The sequence below is a fragment of the Pseudomonas sp. A214 genome (assembly GCF_900156295.1).
GTDB classification, from domain to species: domain Bacteria; phylum Pseudomonadota; class Gammaproteobacteria; order Pseudomonadales; family Pseudomonadaceae; genus Aquipseudomonas; species Aquipseudomonas rhizophila.
The window spans coordinates 4,697,382-4,718,658 of the sequence record NZ_LT707062.1 but is presented as its reverse complement, the minus strand read 5'-3'; the positions used below and the strand labels follow the sequence as shown (position 1 = coordinate 4,718,658).

At 56.9% G+C, this 21,277-nt stretch carries 23 protein-coding genes and 1 tRNA gene; 15 read left to right on the top strand and 9 right to left on the bottom strand.

Translation table 11 applies throughout. The features are described from left to right. Window positions 1-19 precede the first annotated feature (19 nt). Window positions 20-1,048, top strand: coding sequence for a nucleoside hydrolase (locus tag BW979_RS21070; RefSeq protein WP_076385524.1), 1,029 nt, complete (start codon window positions 20-22; stop codon window positions 1,046-1,048). Window positions 1,049-1,092: 44 nt separating this feature from the next. On the opposite strand, the gene BW979_RS21065 is transcribed toward BW979_RS21070, so the two are convergent. Continuing rightward, window positions 1,093-1,290: a hypothetical protein gene (locus BW979_RS21065; RefSeq protein WP_047229327.1), complete on the bottom strand. Its 198-nt coding sequence runs from the start codon at window positions 1,288-1,290 to the stop codon at window positions 1,093-1,095. Between the two features lie 131 nt (window positions 1,291-1,421). Between BW979_RS21065 and BW979_RS21060 the strand changes: the two genes are divergently transcribed. Beyond that, window positions 1,422-1,727, top strand: coding sequence for a hypothetical protein (locus BW979_RS21060; protein WP_047229328.1), 306 nt, complete (start codon window positions 1,422-1,424; stop codon window positions 1,725-1,727). A gap of 163 nt (window positions 1,728-1,890) precedes the next feature. Continuing rightward, window positions 1,891-2,205, top strand: a complete 315-nt coding sequence (locus tag BW979_RS21055; RefSeq protein WP_047229329.1) for an I78 family peptidase inhibitor — start codon at window positions 1,891-1,893, stop codon at window positions 2,203-2,205. Between the two features lie 66 nt (window positions 2,206-2,271). Here the strand turns inward: BW979_RS21055 and BW979_RS21050 are convergent, their stop codons facing one another. Both BW979_RS21050 and BW979_RS21045 read right to left on the bottom strand, forming a co-directional pair. Then, window positions 2,272-2,484 (bottom strand): cold-shock protein, encoded by a 213-nt coding sequence (locus BW979_RS21050; RefSeq protein WP_047229330.1) that lies wholly within the window; start codon window positions 2,482-2,484, stop codon window positions 2,272-2,274. Between the two features lie 289 nt (window positions 2,485-2,773). Further along, on the bottom strand, window positions 2,774-3,076 hold the full coding sequence (locus tag BW979_RS21045; protein ID WP_047229331.1) for a hypothetical protein: 303 nt from the start codon (window positions 3,074-3,076) through the stop codon (window positions 2,774-2,776). 373 nt (window positions 3,077-3,449) lie between these two features. Between BW979_RS21045 and thrS the strand changes: the two genes are divergently transcribed. From thrS to BW979_RS21000, 9 genes are all read left to right on the top strand, one after another. Beyond that, entirely contained in the window at window positions 3,450-5,372 is a 1,923-nt protein-coding gene (gene thrS, locus BW979_RS21040) for a threonine--tRNA ligase (protein ID WP_003203626.1), read from the top strand. Then, window positions 5,372-5,923: a translation initiation factor IF-3 gene (gene infC / locus BW979_RS21035; RefSeq protein ID WP_169432615.1), complete on the top strand. Its 552-nt coding sequence runs from the start codon at window positions 5,372-5,374 to the stop codon at window positions 5,921-5,923. The genes thrS and infC overlap by 1 nt, the downstream gene beginning before the upstream one ends. Before the next feature lie 60 nt (window positions 5,924-5,983). Beyond that, window positions 5,984-6,178, top strand: a complete 195-nt coding sequence (gene rpmI, locus BW979_RS21030; RefSeq protein WP_002553160.1) for a 50S ribosomal protein L35 — start codon at window positions 5,984-5,986, stop codon at window positions 6,176-6,178. 30 nt (window positions 6,179-6,208) lie between these two features. After that, on the top strand, window positions 6,209-6,565 hold the full coding sequence (rplT, locus tag BW979_RS21025; RefSeq protein ID WP_002553161.1) for a 50S ribosomal protein L20: 357 nt from the start codon (window positions 6,209-6,211) through the stop codon (window positions 6,563-6,565). A 109-nt stretch (window positions 6,566-6,674) separates the two neighbouring features. After that, the gene (gene pheS / locus BW979_RS21020; protein ID WP_047229332.1) at window positions 6,675-7,691 is read left to right on the top strand and encodes a phenylalanine--tRNA ligase subunit alpha; all 1,017 of its coding nucleotides are present in this window, start codon (window positions 6,675-6,677) and stop codon (window positions 7,689-7,691) included. A gap of 36 nt (window positions 7,692-7,727) precedes the next feature. Further along, entirely contained in the window at window positions 7,728-10,106 is a 2,379-nt protein-coding gene (gene pheT / locus BW979_RS21015) for a phenylalanine--tRNA ligase subunit beta (RefSeq protein ID WP_076385522.1), read from the top strand. Between the two features lie 3 nt (window positions 10,107-10,109). Further along, window positions 10,110-10,412 (top strand): integration host factor subunit alpha, encoded by a 303-nt coding sequence (gene ihfA, locus BW979_RS21010; RefSeq protein WP_002553164.1) that lies wholly within the window; start codon window positions 10,110-10,112, stop codon window positions 10,410-10,412. Next, window positions 10,393-10,749 carry a MerR family transcriptional regulator gene (locus BW979_RS21005; protein WP_003179985.1) on the top strand — a complete coding sequence of 119 codons (357 nt, stop codon included), beginning with the start codon at window positions 10,393-10,395 and terminating at the stop codon, window positions 10,747-10,749. Before ihfA ends, BW979_RS21005 begins: the two co-directional genes overlap by 20 nt. An 89-nt stretch (window positions 10,750-10,838) precedes the next feature. Next, a tRNA-Pro gene (locus BW979_RS21000) sits at window positions 10,839-10,915 on the top strand. 539 nt (window positions 10,916-11,454) lie between these two features. Here BW979_RS21000 and BW979_RS20995 read toward each other — a convergent pair. The 6 genes from BW979_RS20995 to BW979_RS20970 all read right to left on the bottom strand — a co-directional run bounded on the left by BW979_RS20995 (window position 11,455) and on the right by BW979_RS20970 (window position 16,949). Further along, window positions 11,455-11,991, bottom strand: a complete 537-nt coding sequence (locus BW979_RS20995; RefSeq protein WP_047229334.1) for a hypothetical protein — start codon at window positions 11,989-11,991, stop codon at window positions 11,455-11,457. Window positions 11,992-12,036: 45 nt separating this feature from the next. Beyond that, a complete protein-coding gene (locus tag BW979_RS20990) occupies window positions 12,037-12,372 on the bottom strand; it encodes a hypothetical protein (RefSeq protein WP_047229335.1) in 336 nt (111 codons plus the stop codon). Window positions 12,373-12,597: 225 nt separating this feature from the next. Continuing rightward, on the bottom strand, window positions 12,598-14,289 hold the full coding sequence (locus BW979_RS20985) for an esterase/lipase family protein (protein ID WP_197685213.1): 1,692 nt from the start codon (window positions 14,287-14,289) through the stop codon (window positions 12,598-12,600). A gap of 91 nt (window positions 14,290-14,380) precedes the next feature. Next, window positions 14,381-15,487 carry a hypothetical protein gene (locus BW979_RS20980; RefSeq protein ID WP_047229337.1) on the bottom strand — a complete coding sequence of 369 codons (1,107 nt, stop codon included), beginning with the start codon at window positions 15,485-15,487 and terminating at the stop codon, window positions 14,381-14,383. 418 nt (window positions 15,488-15,905) lie between these two features. Then, window positions 15,906-16,145 (bottom strand): hypothetical protein, encoded by a 240-nt coding sequence (locus BW979_RS20975; protein ID WP_047229338.1) that lies wholly within the window; start codon window positions 16,143-16,145, stop codon window positions 15,906-15,908. A 198-nt stretch (window positions 16,146-16,343) separates the two neighbouring features. Next, window positions 16,344-16,949, bottom strand: coding sequence for a TetR/AcrR family transcriptional regulator (locus BW979_RS20970; protein WP_047229339.1), 606 nt, complete (start codon window positions 16,947-16,949; stop codon window positions 16,344-16,346). 161 nt (window positions 16,950-17,110) lie between these two features. Between BW979_RS20970 and BW979_RS20965 the strand changes: the two genes are divergently transcribed. Genes BW979_RS20965 through gcvPB form a run of 3 tightly spaced genes read left to right on the top strand, consistent with a single transcriptional unit; the run spans window position 17,111 to window position 21,270 of the window. Then, on the top strand, window positions 17,111-18,277 hold the full coding sequence (locus BW979_RS20965) for an ATP-NAD kinase family protein (protein ID WP_076385520.1): 1,167 nt from the start codon (window positions 17,111-17,113) through the stop codon (window positions 18,275-18,277). 36 nt (window positions 18,278-18,313) lie between these two features. Then, a complete protein-coding gene (gene gcvPA, locus BW979_RS20960) occupies window positions 18,314-19,717 on the top strand; it encodes an aminomethyl-transferring glycine dehydrogenase subunit GcvPA (protein ID WP_047229341.1) in 1,404 nt (467 codons plus the stop codon). Next, window positions 19,714-21,270, top strand: a complete 1,557-nt coding sequence (gene gcvPB / locus BW979_RS20955) for an aminomethyl-transferring glycine dehydrogenase subunit GcvPB (RefSeq protein ID WP_076385518.1) — start codon at window positions 19,714-19,716, stop codon at window positions 21,268-21,270. Before gcvPA ends, gcvPB begins: the two co-directional genes overlap by 4 nt. Window positions 21,271-21,277 lie beyond the last annotated feature (7 nt).

The window sequence follows — 21,277 nt, the reverse complement described above, 5'->3', positions numbered from 1 at the left end:
CCTGCACAAGGAATGCGCCATGCACCGCTATGCTCAGAAAATGCGTCAACTGTTCCGGAGTCTGCTGCTTTTGTCACTGATCACTGCTACGAGCGCCCAGGCGGCGGAAAAAATCGACCTGATCATCGACACTGATCCGGGGGCCGACGATGTGGTTGCCCTGTTGTTTGCCCTGGCTTCCCCCGAAGAGCTGAATATCCGCGCGTTGACCACCGTCGCTGGCAACGTGCGTCTGGACAAGACATCGCGCAACGCTCGCCTGGCCCGGGAATGGGCGGGGCGCGAAGACGTGCCGGTGTATGCCGGTGCGCCGAAGCCGATGATGCGCACGCCTATCTACGCGGAAAACATCCATGGCAAGGAAGGCCTGTCGGGTGTCGAGGTGTATGAGCCGAAGAAGGGGCTGGCCAAGGGCAACGCCGTCAACTACCTGATCGACACCCTCAAGGCTGCCAAGCCCCATAGCATCACCATTGCCATGCTTGGCCCGCAGACCAACCTGGCCCTGGCATTGATACAGGAGCCCGAAATTGTCCAGGGCATCAAGGAAGTGGTGATCATGGGCGGTGCGCACTTCAATGGCGGCAACATCACTCCGGTGGCCGAGTTCAACCTGTACGCTGATCCACAGGCCGCAGAAGTGGTGCTCAAGAGCGGTGTGAAGCTCACTTACCTGCCGCTGGATGTGACCCACAAGATCCTCACCAGCGAAGCACGCCTGAAGCAGATCGCTGCCGTGGACAACAAGGCCAGCAAGATCGTCGGCGACATTCTCAACGAATACGTCAAAGGTGATATGGAGCATTACGGCATGACGGGCGGACCGGTGCACGATGCCACGGTGGTTGCCTACCTGCTCAAGCCAGAGTTGTTTACCGGGCGTTCGGTCAACGTCGTGGTGGACAGCCGTGAAGGGCCGACCTTTGGCCAGACCATCGTTGACTGGTACGACGGCCTGAAGGCACCCAAAAATGCCTACTGGGTGCAGGATGGCGACGCTCAGGGCTTTTTTGACCTGCTGACCGAGCGCCTTGCGCGTCTGAAGTAATCGGTCTTGTCGAGCACCCGCAGGTCAGGGCTTGCGGGTGTGTTTCAATCCACCGCTTCAATGCTGCTGGGGTAGCGTTCGAACGCTTGCTGGATAAAGTTCAGGGCCGCCTTCGTTCCCAGTTCCTTGACCAACAGTTCTATACCGATGATTGCCAGTTCTTCGGGGCTGCCAGGGCTATAGGAGCTGTGGCCCTCCGACCATTTGGCATTGATGGTGGCTTCGATGCTGACGGTGCTCATGGTCGGGCTCGCGAGTTGGGAGGTCTGTAGGGTGAGTTAACCATTTTTGCCTGGGGTTTTGCACTGCGACTTAGGCATCAGGGAAGGGCTGTGCGACACTTGCTTTTTGACTTTCTGAAGAGGCCCCCGCCGTGCAGATCGATTTGAACGCTCCTGACGGGTTGACCCTCGACGCGGTTCGTCGGTTGCTGGCTTCGGCCAGTGATGACGAGCACACCCAACTGCGCGTGACCAAGGCGGGTATCGCCTATTTGTCTTCGGGCGTGGTGGGCGGTGTGGACATCGACGGGCTATCGTTTCGGCTGGAAACGTGGGCAAAAGGTTCAGGCTACGTCGGGCTGGTCGCCGCCAGTGACGAGGTCTGGGTCATGCAGATCTACAATGCGTTGAAGGACAACTGGCCCAATCCGCCCTTTGACTACATCGACGTTTACTGAACACCATTCATATTCAGTCACGATTCACCCCTGAAGCGGGATGTCGGCTCAGGCAAACTGCCTGTTTTCCTGATGAGGGCACCATGATAGCCCTTGGGTTGAAACCAAGCTTCGTTTGGGCTGTCGCACGCTCTCTGTTTAATCATCAACAAAAGGAGGCTTCATGCCTTGGAAGCTCGCGTCATTGGGTACTTTGCTGGCCGTCGCGCTCTTGAGCGGTTGCAGCAGCACCTCTGAATCGACCCCTGATCCGGTAGCAACAGAAACAGGCTACAGCCGCTGCGAAGCAACAGCTGCCGAGTTCGCCATCGGCAAGAAGGCCTCGCCGCAACTGCTGGAACAAGCCCGCACCCGCGCCGGTGCGCAATATGCGCGGATCCTCAAGCCCAACGATATGGTGACGCTTGAGTACCGCTCGGATCGCCTGAATCTCAACACTGACGCCAATCTGATCATCAATCGGGTGAACTGCGGCTGATTGATTTTTCAATCGCCCATAAAAAACCCCGTCACATGGACGGGGTTTTTTGTGCTCGCCGAGTAATTACTCTGGGCGAACCTGTGCAGCTTGCATACCCTTTTGGCCTTTCTCAGCCACGAAGGAAACGGTCTGGCCTTCTTTCAGGCTTTTGAAACCGTCGCTTTCGATAGCTTTGAAGTGTACGAACAGGTCGTCACCGCCACCTGTAGGAGTGATGAAGCCGAAGCCTTTTTCATCGTTGAACCATTTAACGGTGCCGGTTTGGCGATTAGACATGGTGTATCTCCAAGAAACATATATTTTCAGTGTACTGTGCTGCTCAGGCCAACTGGGCACACCGGGGTATCATAGTCGAAATGTTCGATTTGGGAGCCCCCCGCACGCGCTGTTTGCCAATCAGTCGTGTTTTCTTTACTGCCTGATCCGGCTGAAAGGCCCGGTTTTAAAGGCTTTCAGCCGAACGTAAAGACGATAAAAAAAGCTGTAAAACCTGAATAAATCGGTCAAAAAGGCCCGAAATCAGCGTTTTTTATCGATGCACGGCTCCGTGCAAAGACCTGTTTTCTTACTTTTTGGCCTTGTTATCGGCCTTGCATTTTGCAATCTGCCCCAGTGCTTTTTGCTGCAGCTGCGGTGTCGCCTTATTGTCCATCAAGGCTTGAATGTCGGCTGCCGGGTAGGACTTGATCGCATCGGCGCCACAGGCGCAATGGGATTTGGCCGCTGCCGCGCCGATCTGTGGCGTGGCCGCCTCGGTGCACTGGGCCATGTATTTCTCACGTTCCCCCTTGGGCCATTCGGCGTGGGCGGTCAGCGGGAGCAGCAGGGCGAGGGGGGCGACTACTGCAAATAATGTGTTCAGACGCATGCGAAGATGCTCCTTTCGGGTCGATGTCTTGTTATCTGAGGCGTAGCGGGCGGTACAGTTCAGCACTCTGGCATAAAAACCGTGGATTTACGTCCGCTTCAATCCGGGCGCGGCGATGACCGTTCATCTGTGCTAGCATGCCGGGCTCGGGTATTTTCAGGCTCCGGAGGACAACAGGTCCCGGCTGCGGCAAATGTTCGATTAACCCTGATTTGAATCCCAGTCACTCTGGTTCGGTTTTCCCGGTTGGCCGCAAGGCTCCTGCCGCTGTAAGGCAGGCGTTCGTCATTGAATGGCCTGGACTGGATCTTGTACTGGCTCATCCCAACCCACGTGACCTTTGGTAGGGGTCACCACTAGGAGAGGAGGCGCCATGCCAACTATTACTCTTCCCGACGGCAGTCAACGTTCATTCGATCACCCGGTTTCCGTAGCCGAGGTCGCAGCATCCATCGGCGCGGGCCTGGCCAAGGCCACCCTGGCTGGCAAGGTCAACGGCAAACTGGTCGATGCCAGCGATGTCATCGACAGCGACGCCACGCTGCAAATCATCACGCCAAAGGATGAAGAGGGGCTGGAGATCATTCGCCACTCTTGCGCGCACCTGGTGGGCCATGCGGTCAAGCAGCTGTACCCGAGCGCGAAGATGGTCATCGGGCCGGTCATCGACGAAGGCTTCTATTACGACATCGCTTTTGAGCGTCCTTTCACGCCGGAAGACATGGCGGCCATCGAACAGCGCATGCAGCAGCTGATCGAGAAAGATTACGACGTCATCAAGAAAGTGACCCCGCGTGCCGAAGTCATCGAAGTGTTCAAGGCGCGTGGCGAGGATTACAAGCTGCGTCTGGTGGAAGACATGCCGGACGAGCAGGCCATGGGCCTGTACTACCACGAAGAATACGTCGACATGTGCCGTGGCCCGCATGTGCCGAACACCCGCTTCCTGAAGTCTTTCAAGCTGACCAAGCTGTCCGGCGCCTATTGGCGTGGCGATGCGAAGAACGAGCAGTTGCAGCGCGTCTACGGCACTGCTTGGGCCGACAAGAAGCAACTGGCGGCTTACATCCAGCGTATCGAGGAAGCCGAGAAGCGTGACCATCGCAAGATCGGCAAGCGCCTGGGCCTGTTCCACACCCAGGAAGAATCCCCGGGCATGGTGTTCTGGCATCCGAACGGTTGGACCCTGTACCAGGTGCTCGAGCAGTACATGCGCCAGGTCCAGCGTGAAAACGGCTACCTGGAGATCAAGACGCCGCAAGTGGTTGACCGTAGCCTGTGGGAGAAATCCGGGCACTGGGCCAACTATGCCGACAACATGTTCACTACCCAGTCGGAAAACCGCGACTACGCCATCAAGCCGATGAACTGCCCTTGCCACGTGCAGGTGTTCAACCAGGGCCTGAAAAGCTACCGCGAGCTGCCGATGCGCCTGGCCGAGTTCGGTGCCTGCCACCGTAACGAGCCATCGGGTGCGCTGCACGGCATCATGCGCGTGCGTGCCTTCACCCAGGACGATGCGCATATCTTCTGCACCGAAGAGCAGATGCAGGCCGAATCCGCTGCCTTCATCAAGCTGACCATGGACGTCTACCGGGACTTCGGCTTTACCGAAGTCGAGATGAAGCTGTCCACTCGTCCGGAAAAACGCGTCGGCTCCGATGAGTTGTGGGATCGCGCCGAAGCAGCGCTGGCCGCTGCCCTCGATAGCGCGGGCCTTGCGTACGATCTGCAACCGGGCGAAGGGGCTTTCTACGGGCCGAAGATCGAGTTCTCGCTCAAAGATTGCCTTGGTCGCGTGTGGCAGTGTGGTACCCTGCAGCTCGATTTTAACCTGCCGATCCGTCTGGGCGCCGAATACGTGTCCGAAGACAACAGCCGCAAGCACCCGGTCATGCTTCACCGCGCGATCCTCGGTTCGTTCGAGCGCTTCGTCGGGATTCTGATCGAACACTACGAGGGTGCGTTCCCCGCGTGGTTGGCGCCGACCCAGGCAGTGATCATGAATATCACTGATAAACAGGCAGATTTTGCCGCCGAGGTCGAAAAAACTCTCAACCAAAGCGGATTTCGTGCCAAGTCCGACTTGAGAAATGAAAAGATCGGCTTTAAAATCCGCGAGCATACTTTGCTCAAGGTTCCCTTTCTCTTGGTTATTGGAGATCGGGAGGTCGAGATGCAGACTGTCGCTGTGCGTACTCGTGAAGGTGCTGACCTGGGCTCGATGCCCGTCGCCGAATTCGCTGAGTTCCTCGCGCAAGCGGTTTCCCGGCGTGGTCGCCCAGATTTGGAGTAATTATTATTAAGCGTGAAATGAGACAAGATAAACGAGCTGCACCGAAAGCCCCGATCAACGAGAATATCTCGGCACGCGAGGTTCGGTTAATTGGCGCTGACGGCGAGCAGATTGGCATCGTCTCGATTGATGAAGCGCTTCGTATTGCTGAAGAAGCCAAGCTTGATCTGGTAGAAATTTCCGCAGACGCAGTCCCGCCGGTTTGCCGGGTGATGGACTACGGCAAGTCGATCTTCGAAAAGAAGAAGCAGATTGCCGCGGCGAAGAAAAACCAGAAGCAGATTCAGGTAAAAGAAATCAAGTTTCGTCCAGGGACGGAGGAAGGGGATTACCAGGTAAAACTGCGCAACCTGGTACGTTTCCTGAGTGACGGGGACAGGGCCAAGGTATCCTTGCGATTCCGCGGCCGTGAGATGGCCCACCAGGAGCTGGGGATGGAACTCCTCAAGCGGGTTGAACAAGACCTGCTCGAGTACGGTTCGGTCGAACAGCATCCTAAGATGGAAGGACGCCAGCTGATCATGGTCATCGCCCCGAAAAAGAAGAAGTAATCAACAGGGCACGGCAGGCCTTGCGATTATGTTTATCAACTGAATGCGGAGTATCCGAACATGCCAAAGATGAAAACTAAAAGTGGTGCTGCTAAGCGGTTTCTGAAAACTGCTAACGGTATCAAGCACAAGCACGCTTTCAAGAGCCACATCCTGACCAAAATGTCGACCAAGCGTAAGCGTCAACTGCGCGGTAGCAGCTTGCTGCATCCGTCTGACGTGGCAAAAGTCGAGCGCATGCTGCGCCTTCGTTAATTTTTGGATCAAGAATAGAGGAAGTAACTCATGGCTCGTGTAAAGCGTGGCGTCATTGCCCGTAAGCGTCACAAAAAAATTCTGAAACTTGCTAAAGGCTACTACGGCGCGCGTTCCCGCGTATTCCGTGTTGCCAAGCAAGCGGTAATCAAGGCAGGCCAATACGCCTACCGTGACCGTCGTCAGAAAAAACGTCAGTTCCGCGCTCTGTGGATCGCTCGTATCAACGCTGGTGCTCGTGTTAACGGTCTGTCCTACAGCCGTTTCATTGCCGGCCTGAAAAAAGCGTCCATCGAGATCGACCGTAAGGTTCTGGCTGATCTGGCAGTGAACGAAAAAGCGGCGTTTGCTGCGATTGTCGAGAAAGCTAAAGCCACCTTGGCTTAAGTACCCCCGACAGTCACCCGGCCTCACCTCTGTGGGGCCAGGTGTTAAACGTCATAAATAGGGGAAGAGCCTTCAAGCTCTTCCCCTATTTTGTATCTGGAGTCTGTACATGGAAAACCTGGACGCGCTGGTCTCTCAAGCACTAGAGGCTGTGCAAAGCGCTGAAGATATCAATGCCCTGGAGCAAATCCGGGTTCACTACCTTGGCAAGAAGGGCGAGTTGACTCAGGTGATGAAGACCCTGGGGAACCTGCCGGCCGAAGAGCGTCCGCAGGTCGGTGCGCTGATCAACGTTGCCAAGGAGCGTGTTACAGAAGTCCTTAATGCGCGCAAGGCCTTGTTCGAGGAAGCGGATCTGGCTGCCAAGCTCGCCGCCGAATCCATCGACGTGACCCTGCCTGGCCGCGGCCAGACTTCCGGCGGTCTGCATCCGGTTACCCGGACCCTGGAACGTATCGAGCAGTTCTTCACCCACATCGGCTACGGCATTGCCGAAGGCCCTGAGGTCGAAGACGACTATCACAACTTCGAGGCGCTCAACATCCCAGGCCATCACCCGGCCCGGTCGATGCATGACACCTTCTATTTCAACGCGAACATGCTGTTGCGCACCCATACCTCGCCGGTACAGGTCCGCACCATGGAATCGCAGCAGCCGCCGATCCGCATTGTCTGCCCAGGCCGTGTGTACCGTAGCGACTCCGATATCACCCACTCGCCGATGTTCCATCAGGTCGAAGGCCTGCTGGTGGATCGCGACATCAATTTCGCCGACCTGAAAGGGACTATCGAAGAGTTCCTGCGGGTGTTCTTCGAGAAAGAACTGGCGGTGCGTTTCCGTCCTTCGTACTTCCCGTTCACCGAGCCATCCGCTGAAGTCGATATGGAATGCGTGATGTGCAGCGGTAAAGGCTGCCGCGTCTGCAAGCAGACCGGCTGGCTGGAGGTCATGGGCTGCGGCATGGTTCACCCGAACGTGCTGCGTATGTCCGGGATCGACCCGGAAGAGTTCTCGGGTTTTGCTTTCGGCATGGGCGTCGAGCGTCTGGCCATGCTGCGTTACGGTGTAAATGACTTGCGCCTGTTCTTCGACAACGACTTGCGGTTCCTTGCGCAATTTCGCTAAGCCGCAGACCCGTAACGAATCTAATAGGAGAGCAGGATGAAATTCAGTGAACAATGGCTGCGCGGCTGGGTAAGCCCGCAGGTAAGCCGGGACGAGCTGGTTGCTCGTCTGTCGATGGCCGGTCTTGAGGTCGATAGCGTGACGCCGGCCGCCGGTGAATTCAGTGGTGTGGTGGTGGGCGAGGTGCTGAGCACCGAGCAGCACCCGGACGCCGACAAGCTGCGGGTGTGCCAGGTCAGCAATGGCGCGGAAACCTTCCAGGTGGTCTGTGGCGCGCCAAATGTGCGCCCGGGCCTGAAGATCCCGTTCGCCATGATCGGTGCCGAACTGCCGGGCGACTTCAAGATCAAGAAAGCCAAGCTGCGTGGCGTCGAGTCCAACGGCATGTTGTGCTCCCAGGCTGAACTGCAGATTGGCGAAGGCAACGATGGCCTGATGGAGCTTCCGGCTGACGCACCAGTCGGCCAGGACATCCGTGAGTACCTGAGCCTGGACGATGCGAGCATCGAGGTCGACCTGACCCCGAACCGTGGCGACTGCCTGTCCCTGGCCGGTCTGGCTCGTGAAGTGGGTGCGTTGTATGCCGCCCCAGTGGCACGTCCAGCGGTCGCGACCGTTGCCGCGGTGCATGATGAAGTGCGCTCGGTTGAAGTGCTGGCGCCGGCGGCATGCCCACGTTACCTGGGGCGCGTTATCCGGAATGTCGACCTGTCCAAGCCGACCCCGCTGTGGATGGTCGAGCGCCTGCGTCGCGCCGACGTGCGCAGCATCGACGCTGCCGTCGACATCACCAACTACGTGATGCTGGAGCTGGGTCAGCCGCTGCACGCGTTCGACCTTGCCGAAATTAACGGCGGCATCCGCGTGCGCATGGCTGAGGAAGGCGAGAAGCTGGTACTGCTCGATGGCCAGGAAGTGACCCTGCGCAGCGATACGCTGGTCATCGCCGACCACTCCCGTGCCCTGGCGATTGCCGGCGTAATGGGCGGCGAGCACAGCGGCGTCTCCACGACGACCCGTGATGTGTTCCTTGAAAGTGCGTTCTTCGACCAGATTGCGGTGGCTGGCAAGGCCCGTTCCTATGGCCTGCACACCGACGCCTCGCACCGTTACGAGCGCGGCGTGGACTGGCAACTGGCCCGTGAAGCCATGGAGCGCGCCACTGGCCTGCTGCTGGAAATCACTGGCGGCGAAGCTGGCCCGATCATCGAAACCGTCAGCGAACAGCACCTGCCCAAAATCGCACCGGTCACCCTGCGTGCCCAGCGCATTACGCAGATGCTCGGCATGGAAATGGACCCGGCTGAAGTCGAGCGCCTGCTCAGCGCCCTGGGCCTGAACATCAGCGCCGACGGGGCAGGGCAGTGGCGTGTCGAAGTGCCAAGCCATCGCTTCGATATCAGCCTGGAAGTCGACCTGATCGAAGAGCTGGCCCGTCTGTACGGCTACAACCGTTTACCGGTTCGCTACCCGCAGGCGCGCCTGGCCCCACAGGCCAAGGCCGAAGCCCGTAGCGACCTGCCGGAACTGCGCCGTCTGCTGGTGGCTCGTGGGTATCAGGAAGCGATCACCTACAGCTTCATCGATCCGCGTCAGTTCGAGCTGTTCAATCCGGGTGTCGAGCCGCTGTTGCTGGCCAACCCGATTTCCAACGACATGGCCGCCATGCGCTCGTCCCTGTGGCCGGGCCTGGTCAAGTCGCTCCAGCACAACCTGAACCGCCAACAGGACCGCGTACGTCTGTTCGAAAGCGGCCTGCGTTTCGTTGGTCAGCTGGAAGGCTTGAAGCAAGAGCCGATGCTGGCCGGTGTCGTTTGCGGCAGTTGTTTGCCGGAAGGCTGGGCGCAAGGTCGCGATGTCGTCGACTTCTTCGACGTCAAGGCTGACGTGGAAGCGGTGCTGGGCTTCGCCGGTGCGCTCGACGCGTTCACCTTCGTGCCGGGCAAGCATCCGGCGCTGCATCCTGGGCAGACAGCACGCATTGAGCGTGATGGGCGTGAAGTCGGCTATGTCGGCGCGATTCACCCTGAACTGTCCAAGACCCTGGGTCTTGATCGTCCTGTGTTTGTTTTCGAGCTGGTTCTGGGCGAAGTGGTACTGGGGAAAATGCCGAAATTCCAGGAGTTATCGCGCTTTCCTGAAGTGCGGCGTGACCTTGCGCTGCTGGCCGATCGCGACGTTGCATCCAGCGCCGTACTGGATGTAATCCGTGAAAATGCAGGCGAATGGCTCACGGACCTCAGGCTATTTGACGTGTATCAGGGTAAAGGCATTGATCCGCATAGAAAAAGCCTTGCAGTCGGCTTGACCTGGCAGCATCCATCGCGCACTCTTAATGACGATGAGGTGAATACCGCAACGCAGAATATCCTCACCTCGCTCGAAAACAGGTTGAACGCCACGTTAAGGAAGTGACGTATGGGGGCTCTGACGAAAGCTGAGATGGCGGAACGTCTGTATGAGGAGCTGGGCCTGAATAAACGGGAGGCCAAAGAATTGGTCGAACTGTTTTTCGAAGAAATCAGGCACGCTCTGGAAGACAACGAACAGGTCAAATTGTCCGGTTTCGGCAATTTCGACCTGCGGGACAAACGCCAGCGGCCTGGCCGCAATCCGAAAACGGGTGAAGAAATCCCGATCACGGCTCGCCGTGTGGTCACCTTTCGTCCAGGGCAGAAGTTGAAGGCCCGAGTTGAGGCTTATGCTGGAACCAAGTCATAACGACGAGCTACCCGTCATCCCAGGCAAACGCTACTTCACCATTGGTGAAGTCAGCGAGCTGTGTGCGGTAAAACCGCATGTGCTGCGCTATTGGGAGCAGGAGTTTCCTCAACTCAACCCGGTCAAGCGCCGCGGTAACCGCCGGTATTATCAGCGACAAGACGTGCTGATGATCCGGCAGATCCGCGCGCTGCTGTACGACCAGGGGTTCACCATCGGCGGAGCGCGCTTGCGCCTCTCCGGTGATGAGGCCAAAGACGATACAACCCAGTACAAACAGATGATCCGCCAGATGATCGCCGAGCTTGAAGATGTGCTGGTGGTGCTCAAGAAATAAATTTCTGCTTTTAAATCTTCCAGTTTTCAAAAGCTTGCGATATATTCCTGAGCGTTCCGTTGAGAGACGGAACAAGATTCACGCCTAGTCGGGGCGTAGCGCAGTCCGGTAGCGCACTAGCATGGGGTGCTAGGGGTCGAGTGTTCGAATCACTCCGTCCCGACCATATTTTTCAATGATTTAGCCCAATCTGAGAAGGTTGGGCTTTTTCATGTCTGGAAACGCCACGTTTACTCCCACAAATATCTTGGATCTCGGTAGCTTTGCCATCCGATAGGCGTTCGACCTTCGTTCCCCCGGCAACACGTATCAGTGCAAGAGCCCGACGGCGGGAAGATGCTTGCTAAAAGGTTGCCGATTGAACAGTTCGCGAGGCAACCTTCGGGCGAAGGTAGTAATTGATGCCGTGCTTGGTGCTGGTGGTGGCGGTTGATGCTGAGTCTCGCCGCAAAGCGTGCTAAACCTGAAGCCTGTAAGTACAGTGAAGATCGTTCTCTCCGAAAACATTTCGACTGGGCTTTAGCACGGTTCCAGCAGGCAGAAGAAATTGAAATTTTTCCCCCGTTTTTGTCTCGTCGCAGCTGATGCGTGAGCGACCATGAATGGATGTCTGACAAGACGGCACAGGGTAGCTATCGGTGTACCCCTCCCATTAGTGTGATTGGATGGTTAGGTATGACGATTTTTTATTTAATTATTGGGGGGTTATTGTTCAATGATTGACTTCGCTTGATCACACTGACTGATATAGTTTTCGGGAAGTGCTTTGTGATTAAGGAGTAGCTCCAGCTCCTTGGTGCAAATGGGTAGCATGACGACTTCGTAGTATTTTTGCCATTGCGCCATAGACTCTTCGTTACTTTGCCGTACTGCTTTATAGTTGCCGCCGATCATTAGGCCGGCGAACGCCGCGACCAATAGCGCTATCATCGCAAAAGGCATCAGGTTGCGCCAATCGGCTGCTGACTCTTTACTAAGCAAGTAAGTGAGGAGGGTGGCAACGATGCCTAGGATCCCTGTGACTAATGACTGTCCAAGCGGAGTTGCACTGCCGCCTGCGATCACGCCCAAAATCGTTCCGAGAAAGCACAACGCTATTATGAGTGGTGTGTGTCCCGGCTCAAGCTTATGCCGGGATAGCTTTAATATCGCCAAGCACATGGCGATATTCAATATTATGGCGGCAAGCGACGGACCTGCCATATAGGTGAGGGAGTGCAGCAGTGGATTAAGACTTTCCATGCGGTTTTCCAATTAATGACAGTTGAGTGTCGCGGCGGGCTGCGCTTATTGCATTCCTTTGTACGATTCAATACCGCCTTTATACCCTTCGATTAAATCTTGATAGGACGGTTGCCCGTTCCCAGGCTTCAGTTCATCCGAGCGCCGTAATATTTCGACGCCCTTGCGCTGTTCCTCTAAACGCAAACGGTACTCTTCAGGGTTCTCATCTGGACTTGGCTTCCAAGTGATACAGCAGCGGCGGGGTTTTTTGGGGCCTACGCCAATTGGGCTATTAACGTCGGCGGTAGGCGAAACTGCCAAACCAGTAATTTCTGCAGAGTACGTCTCGAAGGACGCAAGCAGCACGGCTAGTAGGACGGTGGTTCTGTGCAGGCTCATCGTGACACTCCATCGTGGCGATCTATCTATCATTGAACAATGTGCAGTTTTATGATCTGCCCCAAGCTGCTCCAGAAGCAGCACGGGGGAAATCGGCACTCTTTTCGTTTGCGCTATTTATTGGGCACTAGCGAATGTCCAGCGTGCTGATCTAAAGTTCGGGGCGCGGAAAAATGAGGCCGGGTGGCCGCACATGAAGTTACTGCCCGCTCTATGAGGCGGCCTCTATACAGTGACCCGGTTCCACAGACGAACCTCTACACGCAAGGTCGCCGAAATGCCAGGCCGGATGCCGTCTTCGGTCTTTACCGGGATATCGAAACTCACTCCCGCTCCACCTGGTAGGTCCTGCGTTACGCACGGAGTCGTTGCCAAGTTAGGTGTCTTGCTTTGGTAGCCATGTAATATTTTGTACCCAATGGGCTCCGCGGCATCAGGAATGGCTTCCACCAGGATCAGCTCTCTGTAGATGTAGCTGCCTTCGTAATGCTGGTTTGGCCAGAACGTGTTCTCAACCATATAGTCAGGTACCAACACTGCCAGATCGAACGCGAACGCGACAGACTTGGCTTGACTGACACTTTTGGTTTCATCAAGGAACACTGAGAACAGTTGAGGGCTGGCGCTCCTGTCCGGAGTGGCTGCGCCGTTGACAAGTGGAAAGAGTTCGTCGTACATCCGATGGATTGCTGAGTTTTCGCGTACGACCCGACGATGTATTTGCCATTGGCTTCCTCGTACGCTGGCGACGATTTCGAATTGATAAGAACCCCGAATCTGTTTGCCCTTGTCTTTTTCAACTTGAATGTCAGCGGGTAAAGTCAGGCTGTGGATATCCAGTATCCCGTCAATGCGCAGACTCCCGAACAGGAAACGTGTCAGGTTCTGGTATCCCTCCTCGGAGTTGACGACGCCGTAGTGTCCCGAATGACTACGATGGGCAAAGGCAGCAGGTGAACGAATAACCTGGTTGCCGTTGTGCGAGAAAGTAGTGGCGTTGTCGATTCTGACCAAACCATCACTTGCATCGCCCACGGCCCATGCACTCATACCCTTCATAACGGTGTAGTCGCTGGGGTTGGTGCCCACGAGGTTGAACACCCGTTCGGCGGGGAAGTTGGTGAGTACACAAACGTCTGGGTCACTGGAGGGGATTAACTGTGACGGAGGAATGGCAAAGTAGTCAGCCATACGCTGGCGATTGAAGTTGTTGGCGTCTCCAAAAGTGGCCCATGCCGGAACGTTGCGTACGATTCGCAGATCGATGCCGTTGTGAGGGGTGGCATAGGTGAAGAGTTTATCGACGGCCTGGCGAGCCTCGGGGCTCCCTAACTTCGGATTTTGCAGAAACGCTCGGGCAACCAGGCCGCCCATGGAGTGAGCGACCAGATAGCAGCGAAAGTCTTTTTCGGAAACGCCATTATCTAACGGTTTGCCGGTAATGGGATCATCGCCTTTGCGACATACGAGCGCGCGTACCCTGAGAATCAGATCGCTCAGGCCTTGGGCAAAATGCTGAATGGGTGGAGTGTTGCCGCTCCCGAAAGTCTCGGAAGCTTCGTCGTAGTAACGGAAGATAATGATCGATTGATAGGGCAGTGCGATACCGCGCAGCAATGGTTGTGTCGGATTCTCCGGGTCGGGCTCGGTGAGGTCCTGGCCGTTGACGTAAATATCATCGTAGCGGCGATCACTTTGTTGTGTGCCTTGGTTGAGCCAGACGATCTCATCTTTGAGGCGAACCATGGGCGACTCAAAGAAAAATTTCTGAACCTTGCCGTTCCACAGCTGACGTGACTTGGATGAGCCGATGTTAAAACCCATGTAGGGATCGGCGACGGTTTCTTCTATTTCATCGTTAGTGGCAGCAAACCCGCGCACGTATATGATCGGGTGGTAAGGGTGATGTTTGTTCACGATGGGCTCCATTTTTGTTCACGTCCGACGGCAACAGGTGCACTCAGCAACGGCGTAATTTCGACATTGACGACGAAGTCGCTACCAGTTCCTACTTTTTGTCGGGCGCTGTATGGACACCCTCGACAGCCTTTACGATGGCCTCTAACTCCGCACTGCGGGTGGCTTCGGTCTTGCCCGATGGATTGAGGACGTCGGTCAATTTGGTGGCGAAGTCTTGAGGCGCCGCTTGGATATGGTCTTCTCGGGCGACTCTGATCAGCAGCCAAGAGCCGCCTTTGAATAAGGTACCGGTGGGATCGCTGATATAGGGGCTATGGCTGCCCTCGGTGATTCTCATAGACGCAAAGTCGGGAAGTTCGTCTCGGCGCTCCATCCTGATGATTGCGTAATAGCCTTCCTGTAGGGGCGCGCGGCTGGTTCGTGGCGCTAGTACAGTCTGGGACGAGGCGAGGGTCTTGCCGGTGTAGGTGGGGTCGAACTCCATTTGATAGCGAAGCTCAACGTCGTCGCCATTAGCCCCTAACAGTGCGCCGCCCAAAGTATTGAGCAAGTTAAGTACGGGGGTACCAGGCGCATAGGCGGCGCTGCCGACTTTTGCAAGTTCCTGAAGCAAATGGCGACCTTGTTCGTTTTCGTCATTGTCCAGCTCCATGATTGCTACATCCATGAAGAACGTGCCGCCCTCGTAGGTTTTGGGGCCATAGAGGGGGATATTCAGGGCATTGATCAACTGTCCGCTTTCGCGAACGTCTTCGTTGTAATAAACAACGCGGCCGTTGCGTTGGATATCGGCGGGGTTAAAGGTGAGCCCCGTGGTCGTGGTGCGCTCTGCGACGTTCGCCAGAATGGCTATTTCACCTCTGGTGTTCTGCGCCGACCCCAAGCCACTGGCATTCCCGTCGCCTCCGTTGCATGGCACGGCCCCGGTATTGCTGCTGGAGAACCAGTCTCGAGGGGTAAGGCGCTCGCGGAAATCGCAGATATAGGCAGCAGTGAGTTTCACTGAGATCGCTTCGCCTTTTGTGATCGGCGCGGGGGCTTTTTGCGAGGGAAGGAGGAATACGCTTACGACGTGGATGCCGTCAGTGGAGTGAGCGATCTGAACTGCACCTTCGTTGTGTTGAAGGTTCTGCGAACAGCCTGCCAGGATAGTCCCAAAAGCCACTGACGCGAGGTAATGAAAACAGTTGGACATTATGTGCATCTCCTGAAGTCAGGTGAGAACCAATTGGTACAAGTGGACCGAAATCAGTTACACACGCGCTCATCTGTTTACGAGATGCAGACTCGTTACCTAAGAATGCCGACAGCCAAAGGAGTGCTAGAAGAGTGATGTAGAAATTAGCTCGGTTTTTTCTGAGCGCAAGTTTTTTATAGAAAAAATTTCAGAAACCAATAAGCGCTATTAAATTGCATAGCTACCTAAACAAATAAGCAAGCTCAAGTGGTGGAAGGTTTGTTCAGTGTAAGTGTCGATTTATTATTGGCGTCAACTTTTTGCATTAGGTCATGTGGCAGACCAGAGAAGAGGACTTGCTGACGTAACAGTGAACAGAGCCCGGTCTAGCGCCGGGCTTTTTTTCGTTGCCTGGTCTATTCAGACCTTGATCCGACTAGTTTTTAGCACCGGTAAAAGCCTTGTAGAAGTTCGACCACGCCAATCCACTGAATCCTAAGATCCCCGCCACTATATTTCCGCACTGCTGGAGCGACGAGATCCACCTAGGTGTTCCCTCCACAAACTTTCCGTCAAGCCCTAGAAAGGCACCGTCCAATATAACAACTAAGAGCGCCGCAATCGCAAGTACAACCGTGCTGATTCCCCATGCGTTCACACCAAAATTAGTGTTCATAACTTACTCTCTTCGTTTTCCTGGAAATATAGCTATAGCAGGTGCCTTTTTTGTTTGCTTCGGTTTTCCCCCTCTAAGACCACAGCCTCTTGACGGTACAGCGGAAAGAGCAGCACGCTGGCGGCACCGAGCTGACTCACTTGGCAGAACGTTCCATGACGGCCTTGCGGTTGCCTCTCATCCTGCAACCCCTGACCGCTACCGATTTTCAGCCTCAGACGCCAGCAGCAATCCCGACGCCAATGCGACAAAACTCTCCACCACTTGCTCGGACGCTGTGTGCGGATCATCGGCGTTGGCGATCCACAAGGACGCGCCGAGCAGGGCGCCCATGATCAGGCGCGCCGTCGCTTCGGTGTTGACCTTACGAATCGTCCCTTCATCAATCAGGCGTTGGATGCTGCGTTGGGTGCTGCGGATACAGGCGTTCTGGCTGGGCCATTGCGAAGGATCGCCCAGCACCGATGGCCCGTCGAGGAACACGATGCGTTGGATTTCAGGTTCCAGGGACATCTTGATGTACGCGATGGATTCATCAATGAAGCCGTCCCAGATCGTGGCCGCCTCATCGATGATGACGGACAGGCGCGCCATCATTTCTTCGTCGATCTGGGTGATGACTGCCTGCAGCAACCCTTTCTTGTCACCGAAGTGATGGTATAGCGCGCCCCTGGTGAGCCCCGCTTGCGCGGTCAGATCGTCCATCGAACTGTCCGCATAGCCTTTCGTCGCGAAGGCTTCCCGTGCTGCCTTGATCAGCTTGCCGCGGGTCTCCGAAATCATGTCCGCACGCTTCTGCGCCATCGATCGTTTTCCTCATCAAAAATTCAACATGCATGGCGTATGTCAGTTGACATACGCTGTGTATGTCGTATTGTTGCTCACATACGCGGCGTATGCAATCGGCATGGAGATCTGTTTCTTCAGTGCCGGTGACGCCGCTCTTCAGCACAGGATACCGAGCAATGTGTGAGCAGCGCGATCCCGAGAGTTCAGTCACCAGCGTCGGCCAGGGCAAAACCCTCGGGCTGATCGTCAATCCTGTGGCGGGCATGGGCGGCCCGGTGGGTTTGAAGGGCACCGATGGCCCCGATGTCCTGCTAGAGGCGCGACGCCGTGGTGCGCGGCCGGTCTCCAGCGAGCGCGCCGTGCTTGCGCTCAAACGCCTGGCTGCCTCGTCCATGCCTTTTCGCTTGCTCACCGGCTCTGGTGCGTTGGGCGAAGACGTTGCACGCGCCGCCGGTCTCGATCCTATCGTCGTCTACCGCTCAATATCCGAATCGAGCGAAGCTGATGACACGCGAAGCGCGGCGATTGTCATGGCTTACGCCAACGTTGATCTACTGCTTTTCGCCGGCGGTGATGGCACGGCGCGGGATGTGCTGGGAATGGTCAGCGACCGGGTGCCGATCCTCGGTATCCCAACGGGCGTGAAAATGTATTCCGCCGTCTTCGGTACCAATCCCGAAAACGTCGGAAGCCTCGCCGCACGCTTTATTGCTGGCGAGCCTTCAGTGCGCTTTCGCGAGGCCGAGGTGATGGACATCGATGAAGCCGCCACGCGAAGTGACCAAGTGTCGGCGCAACTCTATGGCTACGCACGCAGCCCTTATGAACGTCACCTCGTACAAAACGCCAAGTCCAGCTCTGTCGCCAGTGACAGCTTGGCGCTGGACGCCGCCTGTCGGCAGGTCGTTCGAGAGATGCAGCCAGGCTGCCTGTACCTGTTGGGGCCCGGCACCACCACGCGGCGCGTGATGACCGAACTCGGCCTGCCATCGACGCTGCTGGGTGTCGATGCCGTACTGAACGGCGCGCTGGTGGGCTCTGACCTCAACGAACACCAGTTGATCCGGCTGATGGAGGGCTATGAGACCCGCATCATCGTCGGCGTTCTTGGCGGGCATGGCAGCTTGTTCGGCCGTGGCAATCAGCAGATCAGCGCCGAGGTCATCCGCCGGGTAGGACGCGAGCACCTCATCGTGATCGCCTCGATGGACAAGCTGCTCTCCCTCGACGCCGGTTGCTTGCGCGTCGACACCGGCGACGCCCAAGTCGACGCCGCGCTCAGCGGCCATATACGCGTGCACACAGGACCTGACCGGTCCGTCTTTTTCAGGGTTCGATCCTGACCATCTGTTCCATCCGAAAAAACCGAGGATAACCCCATGAGCAATCATGTCGCCCACCCCTACATGGCGAACTCCGTCCCCGCCCTCAAGCAGGAGATGCTGGACTCGATTGGTGTTGACAGCATCGAGGCACTGTTCCAGCAAATCCCCGAGGAACATCGCCTGCAGCGGCCGATCAACCTGCCGCCGGCACTGAACGAGAGTGAGCTGCGCCGACACCTGGTCAGTACGCTGTCGAAGAACAAGACCTGCGAGCAGAACCTCAACTTCCTCGGCGCCGGCTGTTGGCAGCATCACGTCCCGGCGGCCTGCGACGAGGTGGTACGGCGCAACGAATGGCTGACGTCGGTGTTCGGCGAACCGAGTTCCGATCACGGGCGCAACCAGGCCTGGTTCGAATTCTGCAGCCAGCTCGGCGAGCTACTGAATATGGACCTGGTCGGCTTGCCTGTGCGCAGTTGGGGTTGCGCCGCCGGCCACGCCATCCGTATGGCCACACGCATCACCGGGCGTCACGAAGTGGCGGTGGTCCGCGCCATCGACCCGGAGCGGCTGTCGATTATTCGCAACTACTGCGAACCGGTCGACATGCCGAGCCACATCGTCGTGCGCCTCGTCGACTATGACCCGAACACCGGTTTGCTCGACCTCGATCACCTACGCGCCTCAATCGGTGCACAAACCGCTGCCGTGTATTTCGAAACCCCGTCCTACTTCGGGGTGATTGAACAGCAAGGCGCCGAGATTGCGGCGATTGCCCACGCGGCGGGTGCCGAAGTGATCGTCGGTGTCGACCCTATCTCCCTGGGCGTGCTGGCCGCGCCCATCGATTTCGGCGCGGACATCGTGGTCGGTACCACTCAGCCGCTCGGTGTGCACATGAATTGTGGCGGCGGTGTCAGTGGCTTCATTGCAACCCGCGATGAAGAACTCTACGCCCACCAGTACCCGACGTTGTTCATCAGTATCGGTGAGACCATCAAGCCCGGCGAATACGGTTTTGGCCTGAGCCTGTTCGAGCAATCGTCCTATGGCTTGCGTGACAAGGGTAACGACTGGACCGGCCACTCGGTGTACATGTGGGCCATCGCCAACGCCGTGTACATGGCCATGATGGGGCCGCAAGGTTTTGAAGACGTCGGCAAGGTCATTCTGCAACGGGCTCACTACGCCGCGAAGCTGTTGGCTGAAATTCCAGGGGTAGGCGTGACATTTGCGTCCGGTTTTTTCAAAGAGTTCGTGGTCAATTTCGACGCCACCGGGCTCAGTGTGAAAGACATCAACAAGCAGTTGCTCGTACTCGGGATCTTCGGAGGCAAAGACCTGACGCAGGACTTCCCGGAGCTGGGCGCCAGTGCCCTGTATTGCGTCACCGAGATTCACACCCAGGCAGACCTTGAGCGTCTGACCGCTGCACTCAAAAAGGTAATCGCACAATGAGCACCACACTCAGGGAATACCACGCCCCCGTCTGGAGCGAACCTGTCATTTTGGAAATGGGCTATCCCGGCCGTCGCGGAGTGATTTTTTCCGATGTCGAAGCCGACGTTCAAACAGCTGTCGGCAGCGCCGCTGATTTGATTCCCGCGACTATGCGCCGCTCGCGCAAACCGGCGTTGCCGCAAATGTCCGAGCCCGAGGTGCTGTACCACTACCTGCGTTTGTCGCAGCAGACCCTGGGCATGATGAACATCAGCCTGTTCGGCACCTGCACCATGAAGTACAACGCGCAGATCAACGAGGCCATGGCCTGGCGCCCGGAAATCACCCACGTACATCCGTATCAGGACGAAGACACCCTGCAAGGTGCGCTGGAAGTGGTACACGGCATGGACACGATCTTGCGTGAATTGTCCGGGATGGATCAGTTCATCTTCCAGGCGGGCGGTGGTGCCGACGCGGCCTATACCAGTTGCGCCGTGACCCGCGCCTACCATGCGTCCCGTGGTGAACTGGCCCAGCGTGATGAGATCATCACCACCATCCAGACACACCCCAGCAGTGCCGCGACGGCCGCTGCGGCGGGGTTCAAAGTCATCACCCTGATGATTGAGGAGAATGGCTATCCGTCGCTCGAGTCGCTCAAGGCTGCCGTGTCCAACCGCACCGCCGCATTGATGGTGAACAACCCCGACGACATGGGCGTCTACAATCCCGAGATCCGCGAATGGGTGCGCGTGGTGCACGAGGCCGGCGGCCTGTGCTTCTACGATCACGCCAACTTCAATGGCGTGATGACCAAAATCCGTGCACGCGAACTCGGTTTTGATGCCTGCATGTTTATGCTGCACAAGACCTTCGGCGCGCCCAAGAGTGGTGTCGGCGGGCCCGCTGTTGGAGCGTATGGCTGCTCGGCGGAACTTGCGCCGTTCTTGCCCGCGCCAGTGGTCGCCTTTGACGGTGAGCGCTACCGCCTCGATCACGACCGTCCACAGAGCTGCGGCAAGATTCGCGAGTTCTGGGGCAATGTCCCAGTGATTCTCAAGGCCTACGCCTGGTCCCGCGCCATGGGTGCAGCGGGCATGTCTGAGGCTTCGGATATTTCCGTGCTGGCCAACAACTACATGGAAAAAGGCCTGCTGGCCATTCGCGGTGTCACCCGTTCCCATCCCGAGGCCACAAGTGCGCGAATGGAGATGACCCGCTACAGCCTTGAGCAACTCAAGGAGGACACCGGGGTCGATGTCCACGACGTGCAGAACCGCATGAGCGATTTCGGTATTGATCCGATGTGGAGCAGCCACCACCCTTGGCTGATACCTGAGCCGTTCACCCCAGAGCCGGGCGAAATGTATGGCAAGGAAGCGCTGGACACCTGGATCCAGGTGCTCGCGCGGATCTCTGACGAGGCCTACTCTAATCCCGAGATTGTCAAAACCTCGCCGCATAACCAGGCGATCCACCGGCTCAAGAGCGCGCAGTTGGAAGACCCGCAGCAGTGGGCCATGACATGGCGCTCGTACGTGCGCAAAAACGATAAGCGCACGGTTTGAACCAGCG